The organism is Paenibacillus sp. sgz302191 (genome assembly GCF_057749925.1).
Window position 1 is genome coordinate 1 of record NZ_JBYLHY010000010.1, and the last position, 17,402, is coordinate 17,402.

The 17,402-nt window shown below is 51.5% G+C and carries 15 protein-coding genes; 7 read left to right on the forward strand and 8 right to left on the reverse strand.

What is annotated here, in order from left to right:
* Positions 1 to 525 precede the first annotated feature (525 nt).
* From AC3G2T_RS16085 to AC3G2T_RS16105, 5 genes are all read right to left on the reverse strand, one after another.
* Positions 526 to 1,158, reverse strand: coding sequence for a DUF4352 domain-containing protein (locus AC3G2T_RS16085; protein WP_488436292.1), 633 nt, complete (start codon positions 1,156 to 1,158; stop codon positions 526 to 528).
* Positions 1,159 to 1,310: 152 nt separating this feature from the next.
* Complete coding sequence (locus tag AC3G2T_RS16090; RefSeq protein ID WP_488436135.1) at positions 1,311 to 2,273, reverse strand: aromatic acid exporter family protein; 963 nt, start codon at positions 2,271 to 2,273, stop codon at positions 1,311 to 1,313.
* 66 nt (positions 2,274 to 2,339) lie between these two features.
* Positions 2,340 to 3,185: an ABC transporter permease gene (locus AC3G2T_RS16095; protein ID WP_474681792.1), complete on the reverse strand. Its 846-nt coding sequence runs from the start codon at positions 3,183 to 3,185 to the stop codon at positions 2,340 to 2,342.
* Positions 3,175 to 3,966, reverse strand: a complete 792-nt coding sequence (locus tag AC3G2T_RS16100; RefSeq protein WP_488436136.1) for an ABC transporter ATP-binding protein — start codon at positions 3,964 to 3,966, stop codon at positions 3,175 to 3,177. The genes AC3G2T_RS16095 and AC3G2T_RS16100 overlap by 11 nt, the downstream gene beginning before the upstream one ends.
* A 57-nt stretch (positions 3,967 to 4,023) precedes the next feature.
* Positions 4,024 to 5,031 (reverse strand): ABC transporter substrate-binding protein, encoded by a 1,008-nt coding sequence (locus AC3G2T_RS16105; protein ID WP_488436137.1) that lies wholly within the window; start codon positions 5,029 to 5,031, stop codon positions 4,024 to 4,026.
* Between the two features lie 171 nt (positions 5,032 to 5,202).
* Between AC3G2T_RS16105 and AC3G2T_RS16110 the strand changes: the two genes are divergently transcribed.
* Genes AC3G2T_RS16110 through AC3G2T_RS16125 form a run of 4 tightly spaced genes read left to right on the forward strand, consistent with a single transcriptional unit; the run spans position 5,203 to position 9,357 of the window.
* Entirely contained in the window at positions 5,203 to 6,786 is a 1,584-nt protein-coding gene (locus tag AC3G2T_RS16110; RefSeq protein WP_488436138.1) for a spore germination protein, read from the forward strand.
* Positions 6,783 to 7,955: a Ger(x)C family spore germination protein gene (locus AC3G2T_RS16115; RefSeq protein ID WP_488436139.1), complete on the forward strand. Its 1,173-nt coding sequence runs from the start codon at positions 6,783 to 6,785 to the stop codon at positions 7,953 to 7,955. Before AC3G2T_RS16110 ends, AC3G2T_RS16115 begins: the two co-directional genes overlap by 4 nt.
* 2 nt (positions 7,956 to 7,957) lie before the next feature.
* On the forward strand, positions 7,958 to 8,200 hold the full coding sequence (locus tag AC3G2T_RS16120; protein ID WP_488436140.1) for a hypothetical protein: 243 nt from the start codon (positions 7,958 to 7,960) through the stop codon (positions 8,198 to 8,200).
* Positions 8,201 to 8,238: 38 nt separating this feature from the next.
* Positions 8,239 to 9,357, forward strand: coding sequence for a GerAB/ArcD/ProY family transporter (locus AC3G2T_RS16125; RefSeq protein ID WP_488436141.1), 1,119 nt, complete (start codon positions 8,239 to 8,241; stop codon positions 9,355 to 9,357).
* 311 nt (positions 9,358 to 9,668) lie between these two features.
* Here AC3G2T_RS16125 and aspA read toward each other — a convergent pair whose 3' ends face one another.
* Positions 9,669 to 11,093 (reverse strand): aspartate ammonia-lyase, encoded by a 1,425-nt coding sequence (gene aspA, locus AC3G2T_RS16130; protein WP_488436142.1) that lies wholly within the window; start codon positions 11,091 to 11,093, stop codon positions 9,669 to 9,671.
* A 46-nt stretch (positions 11,094 to 11,139) separates the two neighbouring features.
* On the reverse strand, positions 11,140 to 12,414 hold the full coding sequence (locus AC3G2T_RS16135; protein WP_488436143.1) for a cation:dicarboxylate symporter family transporter: 1,275 nt from the start codon (positions 12,412 to 12,414) through the stop codon (positions 11,140 to 11,142).
* A 194-nt stretch (positions 12,415 to 12,608) separates the two neighbouring features.
* Here AC3G2T_RS16135 and AC3G2T_RS16140 point away from each other — a divergent pair, with 194 nt between their 5' ends.
* The 3 genes from AC3G2T_RS16140 (at position 12,609) to AC3G2T_RS16150 (ending at position 16,030) form a co-directional block, all read left to right on the forward strand.
* Positions 12,609 to 13,892 (forward strand): sensor histidine kinase, encoded by a 1,284-nt coding sequence (locus tag AC3G2T_RS16140; protein ID WP_488436144.1) that lies wholly within the window; start codon positions 12,609 to 12,611, stop codon positions 13,890 to 13,892.
* Positions 13,893 to 13,897: 5 nt separating this feature from the next.
* On the forward strand, positions 13,898 to 14,821 hold the full coding sequence (locus AC3G2T_RS16145) for a response regulator (RefSeq protein ID WP_488436145.1): 924 nt from the start codon (positions 13,898 to 13,900) through the stop codon (positions 14,819 to 14,821).
* Positions 14,822 to 15,211: 390 nt separating this feature from the next.
* Positions 15,212 to 16,030: a hypothetical protein gene (locus AC3G2T_RS16150; protein ID WP_474681803.1), complete on the forward strand. Its 819-nt coding sequence runs from the start codon at positions 15,212 to 15,214 to the stop codon at positions 16,028 to 16,030.
* Positions 16,031 to 16,080: 50 nt separating this feature from the next.
* Here the strand turns inward: AC3G2T_RS16150 and AC3G2T_RS16155 are convergent, their stop codons facing one another.
* On the reverse strand, positions 16,081 to 16,323 hold the full coding sequence (locus tag AC3G2T_RS16155; RefSeq protein ID WP_474681804.1) for a hypothetical protein: 243 nt from the start codon (positions 16,321 to 16,323) through the stop codon (positions 16,081 to 16,083).
* Between the last annotated feature and the right edge of the window lie 1,079 nt (positions 16,324 to 17,402).

The window sequence follows — 17,402 nt, forward strand, 5'->3', positions numbered from 1 at the left end:
AAGCTAAAATTCGGGCAGTGGGCTTTTTTTTTGCTTTTTTAGAGATAAGTATGTCCAAACCCAGCCGTTTTCAAACGCGTTCTGCCATCATACGAGGCTAGAGTTACTTTTTATTTTCGTATAAAGTACATCTTTTTCTCGATGGATATGCCGGCCACGAAATATTCCTGCAATTGTGCAGGTTTTTCGCCGCAAACATAGGCTCATATTCGTTTTTATAAAAAATTCCTGCACAATCGCAGGCTTTTCACCAAAATAAGCCACTTTTACGAAAAAAAACTGCACTTTTGCAGGTTTTCCCCCTCTTCCCCGCCCTCTACCGATGTTTCGCATCGCTCGGGTCCACACCCGAAGCACCGACTAGGCGCTTCGCTCGTGCTTACTCGCGCCCGCGCGCAGTCCCAGCTTGCGGTGCTGCGCTGCATGGCGGCGGTCGGTCGACCGCACGAAGCCAGGCCGGCACTCCGGCGCCCATGAAAAAAGGACGAAGCCACGTCCTGTGCTTCGTCCCGTAGATTTGATCAGCTACTCTACTTTAAGCTTGATTTTTTTGCCCATCATGCCGCCTTGCGCTTGCAGATAAAATCCTTTTGCATCTTTCGGGACGTCGAAAGCGACGTAGCCGGTAAGGCTTAATCCGGGATTAAGACTTTTCAGGAAAAACGATTTGTCCATGCCAACCGCCGTCATGGCGTCCGAAGAGCTCGAAAATTCTCTTTTTTGATCGTCGATTAATTTGTAACTGGCCTGATCGACGGTGATCTTATCTTTTTGGTTGTTGACAACCGTCAGTTTAATGATTTTGAAAACGCCTTGCGCCTTGGCCTTCAAGAATTCGTTGTCGCCGGCCTCTTCTTTTGTTTCCACGCTTTCGACGGTGATTTTCACATCGGAAGATACGCCCTCTTTGGAAAGTTCGGCCGGTGTCGGCGCTGGAGTCGGTGTTGGCGTCGATTTGGCCGTAGCCGCAGCCGCCGGCGATGCTTTTTTGGTGTCGGCCTGCTCCTGCTTTTGCTCCACTTTGACAGGGGCGCTCACTTCTTTTTTCGCCGTAGCCATTTTCAAGCTACCGATCACATAAAGCCCAGCAATAACAGCCCAAATGACCCCGAAAATTTTACCTGCGACCCGCAAATTTTTCCATGATACAAAGATCATGACGTAAGGCACGAAAATCCATCCCAATACTTTTAGAAATGCCACTTCAACAGCCCCCAATAAATAGTATAATTTTCCTATTTATCGATTATACATAGTATTTAAGGCTCAGTCTACTAAAATTTGTATTAAGATTCGACGGCATTCGCCTCTTATTCATTGTTTCCGGGCTTTTGCTTCTTTTGTTTCTTGGCGACGGACAAGTACTGTATCAGTTCTCTATGCAGCTGAAAAATGGCGGAACGCACCTCGAATTCCTCTCTGTTCGCCGGCAAGGGCATCTCTTTGAAGCGCTGCTCCAGCAGCTGCAATTCCCGCTCCGTATGACCTATGTAATAGTCCGCTTTGACGTGCTCGCTCAAGCCTTCGAATATAGCGGCGACAAGTTCGCCCTGCGGCAATGTCTGATATACCCGGGCGACGAGATCGGTCATTCGGTTGATCAGATCCAGCTGTTCGCCGCGCATGTAGAAATAGACCCTCCAGTAAGGATCGCCTCCGAATAGAAGCGTGTTGTCCAGCGACCGTTTGGCCAAAAGCCCGCCGCGTTCAATCGCTTCCCCGGCATCCAGCAGTTCCTTGCCGTCCCAAACGGTGGAATTGTCCCGCAAATGAGCCGCAATATGTTTGAAAATGTCGGAAAATAGCTGCTCGACCCGCTCCTTCTGTGCGGTGATCTCCCGGTCTGCCCTGGGCATGTAGGCGATGTTGATCAATGTCGCCGTGCCCAAACCGACCAGCAGCAAATACACTTCATTCAGAATCGCCGGCAGGCTCACCGTTTCGTAAGCGTACAGATGGAACATCGAGACCGCACCTGTCACGGTTCCTTCGCTGATTCGCAAGCGGTGCAAAATCGGAAAAACAGCAAGCACAAACAACCCGACGACCCACGCATGAAAACCGAACATCAGGAACAGCAAGGAGCCGAACAATAGCCCCATCAAGGAAGCTGCAAGCCGCTGCAGGGCGCTTTGCAGCCCTTTTTTCTTCGTCACCTCGACGCCGAGAATCGCGAGCAGGCCCGCTGCCGCAGGCGATTTCAGCCCCAGCAGCCCGGCGGCGCACATTGCGATTACGACGGCAATCGCCGTTTTTAGCACTCGAAAGCCCATAGCTTTCACCTCTTTCGCGGTTCGTCTATGGGCTCATTATTTCATTTCAGGCCGCATGTGGCAAGCTTATCGGTGTTTGGTCAGCCGCTTTTCGAGGTAGGCAACGGCCTGATACATCAGCGTCGCGACGAGTGCGATGACGATCAGCGTGCTCATGACCAGCGTGAAGTTGAACACCTGGAAGCCGTAAATAATTAAATAGCCGAGGCCGATTTGCGAGACGAGAAATTCGCCGACGATCACGCCGACCCAAGCCAGACCGACGTTCGCTTTCAAGGTCGAAATGATCGCCGGAAAGGAGGCCGGCAAAATGACTTTTTGCAGCACTTTCCGCTTGCTGCCGCCAAAAATGTGAACGACTTTGACGTAGTTCGCATCGACTTCCTTAAAGCTGCCGTACACGACAAGCGTCGTGATGATAACGGTTATCGACAACGTTGTCGCAATGATTGCAAGCAGCCCGGGGCCGAGGCCGACGATGAACAGCGGGCCGAGCGCGACCTTCGGCATGCTGTTCAGCACGACGATGTAAGGATCGAGCACCCGGGACAAAAACGGCGACCACCAGATGATGACGGCGAGCGCCGTACCGAACAGAGTGCCGAGGGCAAAACCGGCAAACGTTTCAAAAACGGTGGCTCCCACATGCGGCAAAAGCGAGCCGTCGAGCAGCTTCTCCCAGAGCAGACCGAACACCTTGCTCGGGTAGCTGAACAGCAGCACATCGATCCATTTCATCCGGCCGGCCAGCTCCCATAGCGCGAAGAAGGCGATCAGGATGGCGAGCTGGGTTAGCCGAACGCAGACGGTTTCCTTGTTTCTTGCGGCGATATACTGCCGCCGCACTTCGTGCGTTAGCCGCCGCGCAGTAACCATGGACGGCTCGGCAGGCCGGATCTCTTCATTTTGCATCGGTATCCTCTCCTGTCTCCGGCGCTTCGAATTCCTGCCAAACGGACTTGAACAATCCGTTGAAACCGGGAAGCTCCCTCGCCAAGAACGGTAGCGCCAGGCGAATCTCCTCGGGTATAACAAACTCACGGCGAATGCGTCCGGGATTCGGCTCCAGCACGATAATCCGGTCGCTCATGGCAATCGCTTCGGAAATGTCGTGCGTGACGAGCACCGCGGTCTTGTTTTTGGCGCGCAGCGTCCCGGCGACCAAGTCTTCAAGCTGCAGCTTGGTCTGGTAATCGAGCGCGGAGAACGGTTCGTCCAACAGCATAATTTCCGGCTCCGTCGCCAAAGTGCGCACGAGCGCGACCCGCTGGCGCATCCCTCCGGAAAGCTGTGCCGGATAGTAATCCTTGTAGCGTGCAAGCCCCATTTCGTCGAGCAGGTGAAGCACGTACTCCCGCTTCTCCGCGGTCAAATTGCCCTGCAGCTCCAGTCCGATCGCCGCGTTATGAAAAATCGTGCGCCAAGGAAACAAATAATCCTGCTGCAGCATGTACCCGATCTTGGAAGACGGCCCGCTGACCGCTTCTCCCGCTACGGTGACGACGCCGGCTGTCGGCGCGATCAGCCCGGCGACGATCGACAAGACGGTCGTTTTTCCGCATCCGCTGGGACCGATGAGACTGACGAATTCGCCGCGCCGGACGGTCATGTTTACATTTTGCAAGGCTAGCGTAGCCCGCTGCTGTGTGACATAAATTTGCGTAATTTCAGCAATGGATACAGCCGTGTCCATGTTCCTCCCCCCTCTTGCCCTCATGTGTCGCGTGCGCCGTTCCGCTGTGCTCTTTCACTATTTCACGCTGTTTTTGGCTTTCTCGGCAAACGTGTTGTCGACCAGCTTGCTCCACTCCACTTTCTGCTTCAACTCGCCTGCCGTCGTCATCACGTCGAGCAGGTTGTTCCATTCCTTCTCGTCGACGATCGGGTCCGATGCATACGAGCCTTGATCTTTGTAGCGTTTGATGACGCTTTTGACGATTTCCGGGTCCGTGTCTTTAAAAAAGGGCAGAACCGCCTGCGCGATTTCGTCTACGCTTTTGGCATTAACCCAATTTTGCGCGCGCTGCACGGCATTCGTAAACTTCTGGATCGTGCCCGGATTTTTGTCGATGAAGCTTTTTTTGCTCATAAAGACAGTGTAAGGCAGGTGTCCGCTTTCCACGCCGAAAGAAGCGATGACGTAGCCTTTGCCCTCTTTTTCAACGATCGAAGCCTGGGGCTCGAAGAGCTGGACATATTCGCCGGTGCCCGAGGAATAGGCGGACGTAATGTTGGCGAAATCGACATTTTGAATCAGCTCGAGATCTTTTTTCGGGTCGATGCCGTGCTTTTTCAAAGTAAATTCTCCGGCCATTTGCGGCATGCCGCCTTTTCTTTGTCCCAGAAAGACGGAGCCCTTGAGCGAGTTCCAGTCGAACGGATCGACTTTTTTGCGGGATACGAGAAAAGTACCGTCCGTTTGCGTAAGCTGGGCAAAATTAATGACCGGGTCATCCGAGCCCTGCTGCGCAACGTAGATCGACGTTTCCGAACCGACCAGCGCCACATCGATCCCGCCTGAAAGCAGAGCGGTCATCGTCTTGTCTCCGCCCGGCGTCGTTGTCAGCTCCGCCTCGAGCCCTTCCTCTTTGAAAAATCCTTGCGACAATGCGACGTACTGCGGGGCATAAAATAAAGATCGCGTCACTTCCCCGATCCGGACTTTCGCCGTTTCCTCCGCTTTTTTGCCGCACGCCGGTAAAATGATGCCGAGCAGCAGCACCGCTGTCAGCCCACATACCAAGCCTATACGTTTCATGGATGATTCCCTCCATTGGATTGTTGTACTGTATCGTATGCAAATGCCCAGAGGTCGGTTAACGGCGGCTTGGAACATATCCTTCTGTGCGGATGCGAATATTGCCCCCATGGATGAGGAACGATAAGCCATACAGATTCCAATAGATTCCCGACAAGGAAAGTGCAGACAATGTGGAGACAGCTATTTTTCAAAAATCGCCCGCCCGCCGCAAAGCCGCCCCAGCCTGCCGAGGAACAGTCCAGGCAGACGGACCAGGGCAGCGCCTGCATTCCGGCCTGTTTGGCCGACAGTCTGGAGCGAATCCAGACGACGTTCAGCAACTGCAAAGATCTCGTCATCCTTCCCTGGAGCTATGGCCCGGAGCTCGGGCAAACGGCATTCTCCGTCTATTTCGATACGCTCGTCCAAAACAAAAAAGTGAACTATATGAAGGAAACGCTGCAGGATCTGGTGACGCACGAAATCGGACCGGCGGAGGATGTTACGCCCGAACAGATAGCCGGCTTTTTTTCCGGTAACGGGGTGTCCGCCCAGTCGGCCAAAATGTTGGTCGCCTTCCCGCAAGCCGTGCAGCACATTTTGGACGGGAATCTGGTTATCTTTTTCAACCAATGGGACAAGGCGCTTGCCTACAGTGCGCTCGACGTCAAACACCGCCAGCTGAACGAGCCGATTACCGAGCCGGTCGTGCAGGGACCGCACGTCAGCATGATCGAGGATCTCGCCACCAACATCGGCATCATCCGCAGCCTGCTGAAGTCGCCAAGGCTCAAGTTCGAATTTTTGCGGGCGGGAGAGGAAAGCCAGCGCAGCATCACGTTCGGTTATTTGGACGGAACCGTCAATCCGGAGACGCTAACCGAATTCAGGCGGCGCCTTGCGGATATCGACAAGGAAGAAATTTTGGAAACTTCGTATTTGGAAGAATGGCTGGGCGAATCCTCCTTGTCGCCGTTTCCTCAGGTGCGATATACGGAACGTCCGGACACGGCGATCGCCGCACTGCTCGACGGCAAAATTATCGTAATGGTAGACGGAACGCCGACGATCGTCATTTGTCCGGCGCATTTTCTCGAGTTTTTCTCCACCAGCGAGGATTATTATCAAAGAACGGTTTTCACTTCGTTAATCCGGCTGCTCCGAATTGGCGCATTCCTGATGGCGCTGCTGCTTCCGAGCACCTATATCGCCCTCTCGACCTTCCATTCCGAGCTGCTGCCGACCGTGCTGCTGTTGGCGATCCTGGACACGCGCGAAGGCATTCCGTTCCCGGCGTTCGTGGAAGCGCTCATTATGGAATTTTTTTTCGAATTGCTGCGTGAAGCCGGCATTCGACTGCCGCGGCCGGTCGGCTCCGCGGTCAGCATCGTCGGCGCGCTCGTTATCGGCCAGGCTGCGATCCAGGCCAAAATCGCTTCCCCGGTTATGGTCATCGTCGTTTCGCTGACCGGAATCGCCTCCTTCGCGCTGCCGCAGTACAGCATGTCCATCGCGGTGCGGATTTTGCGGTTCCCGCTCATGGTACTCGCCGCCACGTTCGGGGGTCTCGGCATCATGATCGGATGCCTGCTTGTATTCCTGCATCTCACGACATTGCGTTCGCTTGGCCAGCCGTATATGTCGCCCTTGGCCCCTCTGGACATCAAGCAATTCCGCGACGTCATCATCATTTTCGCGCGCAAAATATTGCTTCATTCGCCCCGCAACCAGCATTTGCACAAAAAGACGGGAGAAAGGAAAAAGGTGTCATGAAACCGTTCGTTCGCATCGCCCTGGCTGTACTGGCCTTAGTCCCGCTCACCGGCTGCTGGGATAAGGCGGAATTGACCGAATTCGGGTATGTCCAGGCGGTCGCGATCGATCAGAACGAAGAAGGAAAAATCGCGCTCACCACCCATTTTTACAATCCTTCGGGAGGAACCAGTATGGGCGAAACCGCCAAGCAGGGAAAAAAAGGGCTGAACATTAAAACCGAAGCGGATACCGTCTTCGACGCGGTGCGGGATATCACGATTCATTTGGGGCGGAAGGCAAAATGGGACCATATGCGCATCATCGTCATCGGCGAACAATTGGCCCGAAAGCAGCATATCGGGGAAGTACTCGATTTTTTCTCAAGAGATCATGAACCGAGGGGTACCGTCCTGCTCTTGATCGCGGAAGGCAAGGCGGGCGACTACCTGTACGTCAAGCCGTTCATCGAAAACACCATTGGCGAACAACTCCGAAGCATCGAGGAAACGGCGCAAACATACACATCCAAAACGTCCAAAGTGCCGCTGCTCGAACTCGCGATTCAGCTAAAAAGCGAAACGAACGTCGGCATTGTTCCTTTCATCTATAAAGACAAATCTTCACATGCGTTGTCCGTAGCCGGAAGCGCAGTCATCCAAAAAGGATATATGACCGACCTTGCGGTATCGCCGTCCGATACCCAGGCTTTGGCGATGCTGTACGACAAGTACGACCACGGGATCGTCGAATTTCCCTGCATCGGCTCGACATCCAAATCGAAAATGTCCAAAGAATCGTATCAAGTGACCACGCTGCAGACAAAAATGACGCCCATCATCAAGGGAAACGACATTAGCGTCGATGTCTCGACCCAAATAACCGGGAGTGTCGGCGAGCTTCGCTGTTCCATTTTGAAGACCAAGGATGAAGGGAAACAATTCGAGCGCATGATCGGCAAACAAGTCGAGCAAAATATGCGGAAAATAATTACTAAATCCCAGGCCAAAAAAATCGATATTCTCGGCATCGGAAATCGCATATACAGAAAAAACCCGGCGCTGTGGAAGCGGTTGAAGCCGGATTGGAACGAGCGTTTCGCCGATGTGCGGTTCCATATCGATGTCCAGGTCAAATTGCTCGATACCGGGCTCAACCTTGGCACGCCTTTCCGGAAAAGAGGTGAATAGCCGTGCTCGCCAAATTCGCGGTTCTCCTCCTTCTTTGTGTGGGAATGCTGGCCGGCGACGCCTCGAAATGGAAGCAGGCCGGCAGGCGGGAGCGGATCATTTATGGAATGTTTGCGATTCCGATTCTGTATCTCGGCCTCCTTTTTGTGACGAATAAGCAATGGGCGAATCTGAATGATCTCATGGAGTACTTCTTTGAGAAACCGGCAAAACGCATTGTCGAGATGATCAAGCTTCCGGAGTGAAGCCGGCCGGGATCGATGCGATCGATAAAAGGATGGTTATGATGAACAAGCAAGAAAGCATCTCTTCTTTCCAAATGGCTATGCTGTTTCTTGCCGGCATGACCGGCTCGTCCATCGTATTGATTCCGTCGCCGCTCGCGGGCGCCGCCAAAAACGGGGCATGGCTTTCGCTTATCATCGCTTTTGCCATGGGGCTGCTTATACTGGCCTGCATCCTCTATTTGCACAGAGCGAATCCGGGGGCGGCTTTTTTTGAACAGAGCCGGCAGGCGCTCGGGAAATGGCTGACGATTCTGCTCGCCGTGCCGTATGTTTGCGCCTTGTTCTGGCAAGTATCGGCCATTGTGATTGAAATCGGCGGCTTCTTCAAAAGCACGATGATGAAGGAAACGCCTGTCTCCGCCATTCATCTTTTATTTTTCGTTACGATAGCGCTAACGGTCCGCCAAGGCATTGAAGTCATAGCCCGGATGGCCGTTGTTCTGCTGACTTTGATGTTCGCATTTATACTTATGATTTGGGCGATGGCTTCGCCTTACTATCACGCGGAATTTTTGCTGCCGTTCATGCCGGACGGGATCAAGCCGATCCTTCACGGCGCTTACATCGCATACGGGTTCCCTTATGCCGAAGTTGCGCTGTACGCGATGATCCTCCCGTATGTCCGCAATGACGAAAAGCCCAAGCTCGGAAAAATGATGACGATTGCGATCACCGTTAACGGTATAACGCTGCTTGTGTCCATCATCTGTTCCATTATGGCTTTGGGCCCTTTGGCCGGCGAACTGAAATATTCCTTATATCAGCTTGCCCGCTTAATATTTATTCAGGAAATCATTGAAAGAATCGAATCGGTGGTCGGTTTCTCGCTGATCGTCGGCTCTTATATGAAAGCTTCCATCGTCTTGTTCATATTAATCAAAGTCTTGGCGCAACTGCTGAAATTGCCGGATTCCAACATGCTCGTTTTCCCCGTTGCCCTGGTCTGCCTGCTGTTAGCCAGCACCATGTATGCCGAGGAGCTGAAATTTACCGAAGACGGTTACATCATCTGGCCCCTCATGGATACTGCCGCATACATTGCGCCGCTCCTTCTGGTCGCCCTGGTAACCTGGCTTCGACGAAAAAAACAGCATTCCCGGGAGCCTGTCCGATGAACTCGGCAGCCGCTCTTCCCCGACCTGCGCCTCTCCTGCATAGGTTACGGAGCTGAAGTGAGGAGGCAAAGCGGCTTGGCAAGGAAAAAAACCTGCGAAAGTGCAGGTTTTCTCTCTGAAATTCGCTTATTTTGGCGAAAAACCTGCAAAAGTGCATGAGTTTTCGCTGAAAGTGAGTATGAGTCTATATATTTGGTGAAAAGCCTGCACTTTTGCAGGAATTGTTCGTGAACAGCGATCAAGGACGCAAATTCATGTATGTTTGCAGGTTTTCTTCGTGCTACCAAGGGGATCCGCCGTACAGGTCAGGATCATTCCCTCTCCAGCAGCGACGCTCCCGCAATGCCGGGATTCGTCATTTCATACGGATCCAGAATAAGATCCAGTTCTTCTTCGGTAAGCACGTTGTACAAAAGACATAGCTCCCGTACGGAGCGGCCGGTTTCAATCGCTTCGCGGGCGATTCTGGCGACCACCTCGTAGCCGAGATGCGGATTAAGCGCAGTAATGACCCCTACGCTCCGGTCTACGTAGGCTTTGCACTGCTCCACGTTAGCCTGGATACCCTCAAGGCAGTAGGTGCGGAACGCCTTGAACACCTGATTCATCATGCTTAACGATTGCAGCAGATTGAATACAAGCACCGGCTCCATCACGTTCAGCTCAAGCTGGCCGGCCTCCGAAGCCAGGCAAATCGTATGATCGTTGCCGATGACCTGGAAGGCGACCTGGTTGACGACCTCGCACATGACCGGATTCACTTTGCCCGGCATGATCGAGGAGCCCGGCTGCCGGGGCGGCAGGCTGATCTCGCCGAGTCCGGCGCGCGGCCCGGATGCGAGCAGCCGCAGGTCGTTGGCGATTTTGGACATGTTGATCATGCACACTTTCAAAGCGGCCGAAACTTCGGTGTAAGCGTCCGTGTTTTGCGTGGCATCGACCAGATGCTCGGCGCCTGTGAGCGGAAACCCGCTGATCGCCGCCAAACGCTCCACGACTTCGGCAATATAGCGCGGGGATGCGTTCAGCCCTGTGCCGACCGCGGTCGCGCCCATGTTCACTTCGTACAGGCAGGCGCGCGTCCCGCCGATCCGCCGGATATCCCGGGCCAGCGCCCGGCTGTACGCCTCGAATTCCTGGCCGAGGCGAATGGGTACGCCGTCCTGCAAATGCGTGCGCCCCATTTTGATCACGCCGTCGAATTCTTTTGCCTTGATTTGAAAAGCGTCATGCAGTTGGCCGAGCGTCGCCAGCAGCTGGTCAAGCAGCGAAAGAGCGGCGATATGAATGGCCGTAGGAAACGCGTCATTCGTCGATTGCGCCATGTTGACATGGCTGTTCGGACTTAGAGCGGAGTAGTCCCCCTTCACGTTGCCGAGCAGTTCGAGCGCACGGTTGGCGATCACTTCATTCGCGTTCATATTGATTGAAGTTCCGGCTCCGCCCTGGATCGGGTCCACGATGAATTGGTCGTGCCATTGCCCGCCGATAATTTCCTCCGCGGCCTGCACGATCGCTTCGCCCAGACGCGGATTCAGCTGCCTCGCCGACATGTTGGCCTGCGCGGCCGCCTTCTTGACGATAGCCATCGCAATGATCAGTTCCTCATGAATGCGGTAGCCCGTAATCGGAAAATTTTCCATCGCCCGCAGCGTCTGAATACCGTAATATGCTTCGGAAGGGACTTCTTTCGATCCCAGAAAATCTTTTTCCAACCGTACGTTTCCATTCGACATGTTCTCTCGCTCCAATCGCTGTTTTGTCCATCTCTCAAGTCATATGCTATGCCGCTTTGTTTACTTCGTCAATGGAATTCAAATATTGCTTCGCCTGCGCCTTGTCATATTGTCCCTCCAGCTTGGACATTACGATGGCCGCCAGTCCGTTGCCGAGCACGTTCACGACGGTGCGGGCCATGTCGAGAATGCGGTCGATGCCGGCAATAATCGCCAGTCCTTCTACCGGTATGCCGACCGACCCCAGCGTCGCCAGCAGCACGACGAAGGAAACGCCGGGCACGCCGGCAATGCCTTTGGACGTAACCATCAGCACGAGCACAAGCGTAAGCTGTGTCGTTATCGGCAAATGAATGCCGTACATTTGCGCAATAAACAGCGCCGCTATCGCCTGATACAGTGTAGAGCCGTCAAGATTAAACGAGTACCCGGTAGGAATGACGAAAGAGGTAATCGCTTTGGAGCATCCGAAGTTTTCCATTTTTTGCATCAATTTAGGTAAAACCGTTTCCGAGCTTGCCGTGGAATAAGCGAGCACGATTTCGTCTTTCAAAATTTTGATGATGGAAATGATGCTCGTTCCGGCCATTTTGGCGATCAGTCCGAATACTACGAAAATAAAGAATAACATGCCTCCGTAGACGGTAAAAATGAGTTTCCCAAGCGGCAAAAGCGAGGAAATGCCGAACTTCGATACTGTCACGCCGATCAGGGCGAATACGCCGAACGGAGCGAATTTCATAATTTGATTCGTAACCCAGAACATCGACTCCGAGACGCCCTGGAAGAAAGCGATGACCGGCTTGCCCTTCTCGCCAATCGCCGCGACACCCAGCGCGAACATGACGGAGAAAAAGATGACCGCCAGCATGTTGCCGCTGCCCAGCGATTCAAAAATGTTGCTCGGCACGATGTTGACGAACGTATCGGCAAAGCTGTGGCTCTGCACCTTCTCTGTCGTGGCGACGTAGCTGGCGATGTCGGTTTTCGCCAGATGCCCCATGTCGACGCCTGCGCCGGGCTGCACGATGTTCGCCGCCAGCAGGCCGACGATGATCGCGGCGGTCGTCACCAGCTCGAAATAGAGCAGCGTTTTCCCGCCCAGCTTTCCGAGCTTCTTGATGTCGCCCACTCCGGCTACGCCGACAATGAGCGATGAAATGACAATAGGAACGACAATCATTTTAATCAAACGGATAAAAATATCACCAATCGGCTGCAAATAGGTGGCTACCGCCGGGTTGCCGTAAAAGACGGCCCCGACGATAATACCGATCGCCAGTCCAATGAATACCTGCAGGGCCAAACCGAATTTTTTCATTAGTTCCACCTCGATTTCAGTTTTTGAAGCGCTTTCTTTTTGTTTGATTACGCTGCAAATTGATTGTATAATCACTCCTACCGGATTCTATAAAAAACTACACAACCGCTCGAAAAAATTTTGAAAGATGTGTGAACGGCGGCAAATTGCGTTATAGTAATGAGATAAACCACAACGAGGAAGGGTTCGTTTGCTTGAAACAAAAACTATTTTTCTTAGGTTTGACGGCGATCGTCGTATCTTTGTCCGGGGAATTCAAATTTTACCCGTTTAACGATGATTTTCGCGTCAGTATGGGTACTGCGGCGTTTTTCTTCCTATTATTGTGGAACAGCCGCGTTCACATGCTGGCGCTCGGCCTGACGGGGTCTCTGGCGGTCCCCTTGTTTCGCATAGCCGAAGACGTATACGTTTACCCTACCCTTCATTTTGCCGAAGCGTTCAACCAGCATTATCCCGCCTTTTTTTACTACTTCACGTACACGCTCATTTTTTATTTGCTGCGGATTGGCCGCTACGGAGACCGCCCGTACAAAATGGGTCTGCTTGCGGCGGCGGCCGACAGTGCAGCTAATACCGTAGAGCTGCTCGTCCGCTCCCCATGGACTTTGGAACATTTGTCGGCAACCTCGGTTAATGAAATTTTGCTGATCGCCTTTTTCCGCAGCTTCTCCGTCGTCGGCTTGTTCGTCTTTCTGAAACACCGGGAGCAGCAAACGGCCCAGCGGCAGCAGCGCAAACAGTACGAACAGATGCTCATTCTGGTCTCCCAGCTGTACGAGGAATCGATTCAACTGAAAAAAACGCTCCAGGACGCGGAGCGGATTACGCGGGACAGCTATGGGCTCTATCAGCGGCTGATGAACGAATCGCCGGCACCGGACCGCAGCGAGCTTGCGCGGGCCGCCCTGCAAATCGCCGGGCAGGTGCACGAGATCAAAAAAGACAATCAGCGCATATACGCCGGCATTGCGGACATTATTTCAAGCGAAAGCGGAGCCGATTCGATGCCTGTTCAGGAGCTGTGCGAGGTCGTCGTCAAGACGAACCGGAACTACGCGCACCTGCTGGGCAAAACGGTCGATTTCCGGATTCATACGGATGGATCGCATCCGCCTTATCCGGTTTATACGTTGCTGTCGCTGCTGAATAATCTGGTCGCAAATGCCGTCGAAGCGATGGCGTTCTCGGGAACCGTCGTCATTTCCGCGCAGCGCGACGAAAATTGGCTGCTGCTTGAGGTCAGCGACAACGGCCCGGGCATACCTCCGAAAATCCGCAATGCTTTGTTCGAACCCGGATTTACGACGAAATACGACGCTTCAGGCAATCCTTCGACAGGCATCGGACTGTACTATGTGAAAGCGCTCGCCGGCAGCCTGCAAGGCGAAGTCGGCTTTCGCAGCAGTGATACCGGAGAGACGGGGACGACCTTCACGCTTCGCCTCCCGATCGACAACCTAATTAGTAAAGGATGACGTGCATGCGTTTTTTTATAACGGACGACGATCCGGCCATTCGCTCCATGCTGGCGCAAATTATCGAGGACGAGGACCTGGGTGAAGTGGCCGGCGAAGCCGTGGACGGCATTTATGTGGACAGCCGGCTGCTGGCGGCCAAAGAAGTCGATATTTTGCTGATCGACCTGCTCATGCCGCTTCGCGACGGCATTGAAACGGTCCGCCAACTGGCCGGAACGTTCCGCGGCAAAACGGTGATGATCTCCCAGGTGGAATCCAAAGACATGATCGGCGGCGCCTACTCGCTCGGCATCGAGTATTACATTACGAAGCCGATCAACCGTCTGGAAGTGATCGGGGTCATTCAAAAAGTGATCGAACGGATGAAGCTGCAAAATTCGATTCACGAAATTCAGCGGTCGTTGTCCGGTCTCGGCATCCATCCGGGAAAAGAGCCGGAGCCTCCGGCGCCTGCGGTAAAAAGCATCGCCGCTTCGGGCAATTATTTATTGTCCGAGCTGGGCATGATCGGCGAGGCCGGCTGCAAGGACCTGCTGGACTTGCTGGAGGAACTGCGCGAGTTGGACTCGGCGAACGCCCTGGAGCAGGGCTTCCCCTCGCTTCAAATGCTGTTTGAGCGGGCAGCCGTCAAAAAGCTCGGGACAGCCGCGCCTCCGACCGCGCTGCGCAAAGAAATGAAAGCGGCCGAGCAGCGGGTGCGCCGCGTCATTTTTCAGGCGTTGAATCATTTGGCCTCGCTGGGCTTGACCGATTATTCCAACGCCAAATTTGAAAACTACGCCGCGAAGTTTTTCGATTTCACGGAAATCCGCAAAAAAATGCGGGAAATCGAAAGCGAAACCGATCCGAGACAGTCCGCGGTTCGCCTGAATACGAAAAAGTTTATTCAGGTTCTCTATTTGGAAGCGAAGCAGTTGATGGGATGACGGACCGTCGGCTCTGGCTCTGCCGCAGCCGCATCGCGGGCCCTGAGAGCAAAAAAACAGCAGCCCGCCTGCAGTCTCAACTGCGTGACGGGCGGCTGTTTTTTGCTGTCTGCGGATCGGGTGGAATTTATATTGCTGTGAGTCGGATTGTTTTTTCAGGCCATTTCCCAAATAAGCATCAAAGATGCACCAAAAATGCAAATAATGGAATATTTTGATGTTTTATGTTAATTTCAACACAGGTAATTTTACCCTTTTATTTACATATTCACTATGATAAATTAATAGTAGTTTCAATAAAATACATATATTAGGATGGATTAAAGAAAATATCCAGTAAGTAAATACTATTTTTTTTAAGAAATAAAAAAAATGATTAGGAGATGTTTTATGATGAAGAAAACGATTTCTTTTCTTGCAATTTCTGCCATGCTAGCTACAGGTAGTGCCTATGCTGCCGCACCTAACGGTACTCAAGAAATCAATCCAAGTGGAGTTAATTCCCAATCAGAAGATTCGACTCCTGAGAAAAATGTTGAGCGCAAAGTAGAAGCTCCTCTACTTGACGAAAACAATAAGGTAATTGGAACGAAAATTACTGAGGCTGAAATTAAAACAACCACTACAAAACAAGGGACAACTACTATTCTCAAAGAAAAAACAAAATACGAATTTATTCAGGGAAAAGAGAAATATAAAAAGAATTTTGTGGACAAAATAACAACTACTAAAATATTCAAAGATTCTGAAGGTAACTACTACCTTAACGATGGCAGACTTTCTGAGAGTTTTCTGACCACTCCAATCTCCGCTACTGCCGCTAAATCTTCTATTGAAAGTGGTGGATATTCTTGGTTAACGTACTACTCAAACTACGATAGTAATAAAGACTTATTTTATTGTCATACTTATGCTGATGCAAACTTCTTTTTAGATCCAGGAACTCAAACAGGTGGTGATGTGACAAGATTTCTTTATGCAAGTAATAATCTTTCAGACTTCAAAATGTACGCAAATAATGTGTCTAGTGCTCGTGATACTATAGATGCTGCTAGTGCAGCCGCAATTGCGTCTGGTGTTGCGTTAGTAACCCCTGGTTGGGTGCTTGGTGCAATAGGTGTATCTGCAACTGCTTATGCTATATATACTGCTAGTAATAGTGGTCATTCGAATATGCAAAATGCTTATAATTTGTTATCGCGTAGTTAAAAATTTCAAAAACAGATCTCTTAGATTTTTGCTGAGATCTGTTTTTACTTTTAAAAAATAAAGATATATAAAGTAAATATAATAGATATTATTCCGGCTATGATGGTTGTAATAGTTCCTTCTATCTTTGATCTTTTCCATAATTCAAAAGCCTGAATAAACATTACACCAGCTAAACAAGCAGTCATAAGCCCAAAATTTATTTTTAATGGTATTATTTTAACAAAAGAAATGAAAACTAAAACACAAAAAGCTACTGTTATTAGTAACTTAACTATTTTTAAAAATTTCATAATTATACCCATTCCTTTCTCTTCACTCAAGGCACAAAACGTTATGAAATCATTGTGTTTTGAGTGCATTTTTATTAATCCTAGAATTGCAGGAAGTGAGTGGGCTATCCCTTTTGGGGTGACCCAATAGTTATTTGTGTAGATTCACTTTCCCAGGCACAAAATAAGTGTAACCTTAGAGCACGCAGACTTATCTGTGCATAAACATAACTCATTCATTGCTGGGCAATCAGTCCCTACTGCCTATCCCTGAATGACCTCCTAATTTTCGAATGTCCACTAATTAAGGTTAGCCATCCGAAGATTACATAATTACTAAAATTAAGTTGCTATGCAAAGCCACGCTCAACTTTGAATTGCACAAATTGATTTTGTGCGTCGAGTTTAACCCCCGCCATACGGAGTTATATTAACACATGAAATAATGTAATTATATGGGTATTATTAACTATATTTAACTTTACGAAATATCCAGCGTGCCGATTTCCCAGAAATTTACTCCCGGACCGGACCGGTACTGGCCCAGCATACTGTATCGAGCCGAAAGTAGTCAACCGGAACAGCGATCTGCTGCAACAAGTATCCGAGAGTGAACTCCACCAGAATGTACAAGATTACTGTGGCCTGCTCGGTCGAGTTGCAACAAAGAATTAGCCCCTTTGCAGGCGGGCAGCCACCTCTGTTTATTTTAATTCTGGATGCACTGATCATCCGTGTGCTGCCATCGGAGCTCAGCGCCCCGACTTTCCGTTGGCGACTATTCTTTGTATTTCGCCGCCGGTTGCTGGTCGGTACGTACTACAAAGCCTGCAGCTCGCAGGATGGGAATACCACCGTCTGTCGGCGCCAGCCCTGAGCCGATGCTGTGCGCATCCAGGAACGAGATCCTCTTCTGACGTCGGTACTATCGTGCTCGTTCGGCGTTTCCACGCCGGTACCGCTGCTACTTCCGGGAAAACCATGTCTGGCCAGGAGACGAGATTGGCTGCAGGTGGGAAATCGTTGCGCTCAAAACAGCGGTCCAGCATGAAGTTAGCTATATAGGCTATTTCCAAACCGGAGCCTGCCGGCGGCGCTTC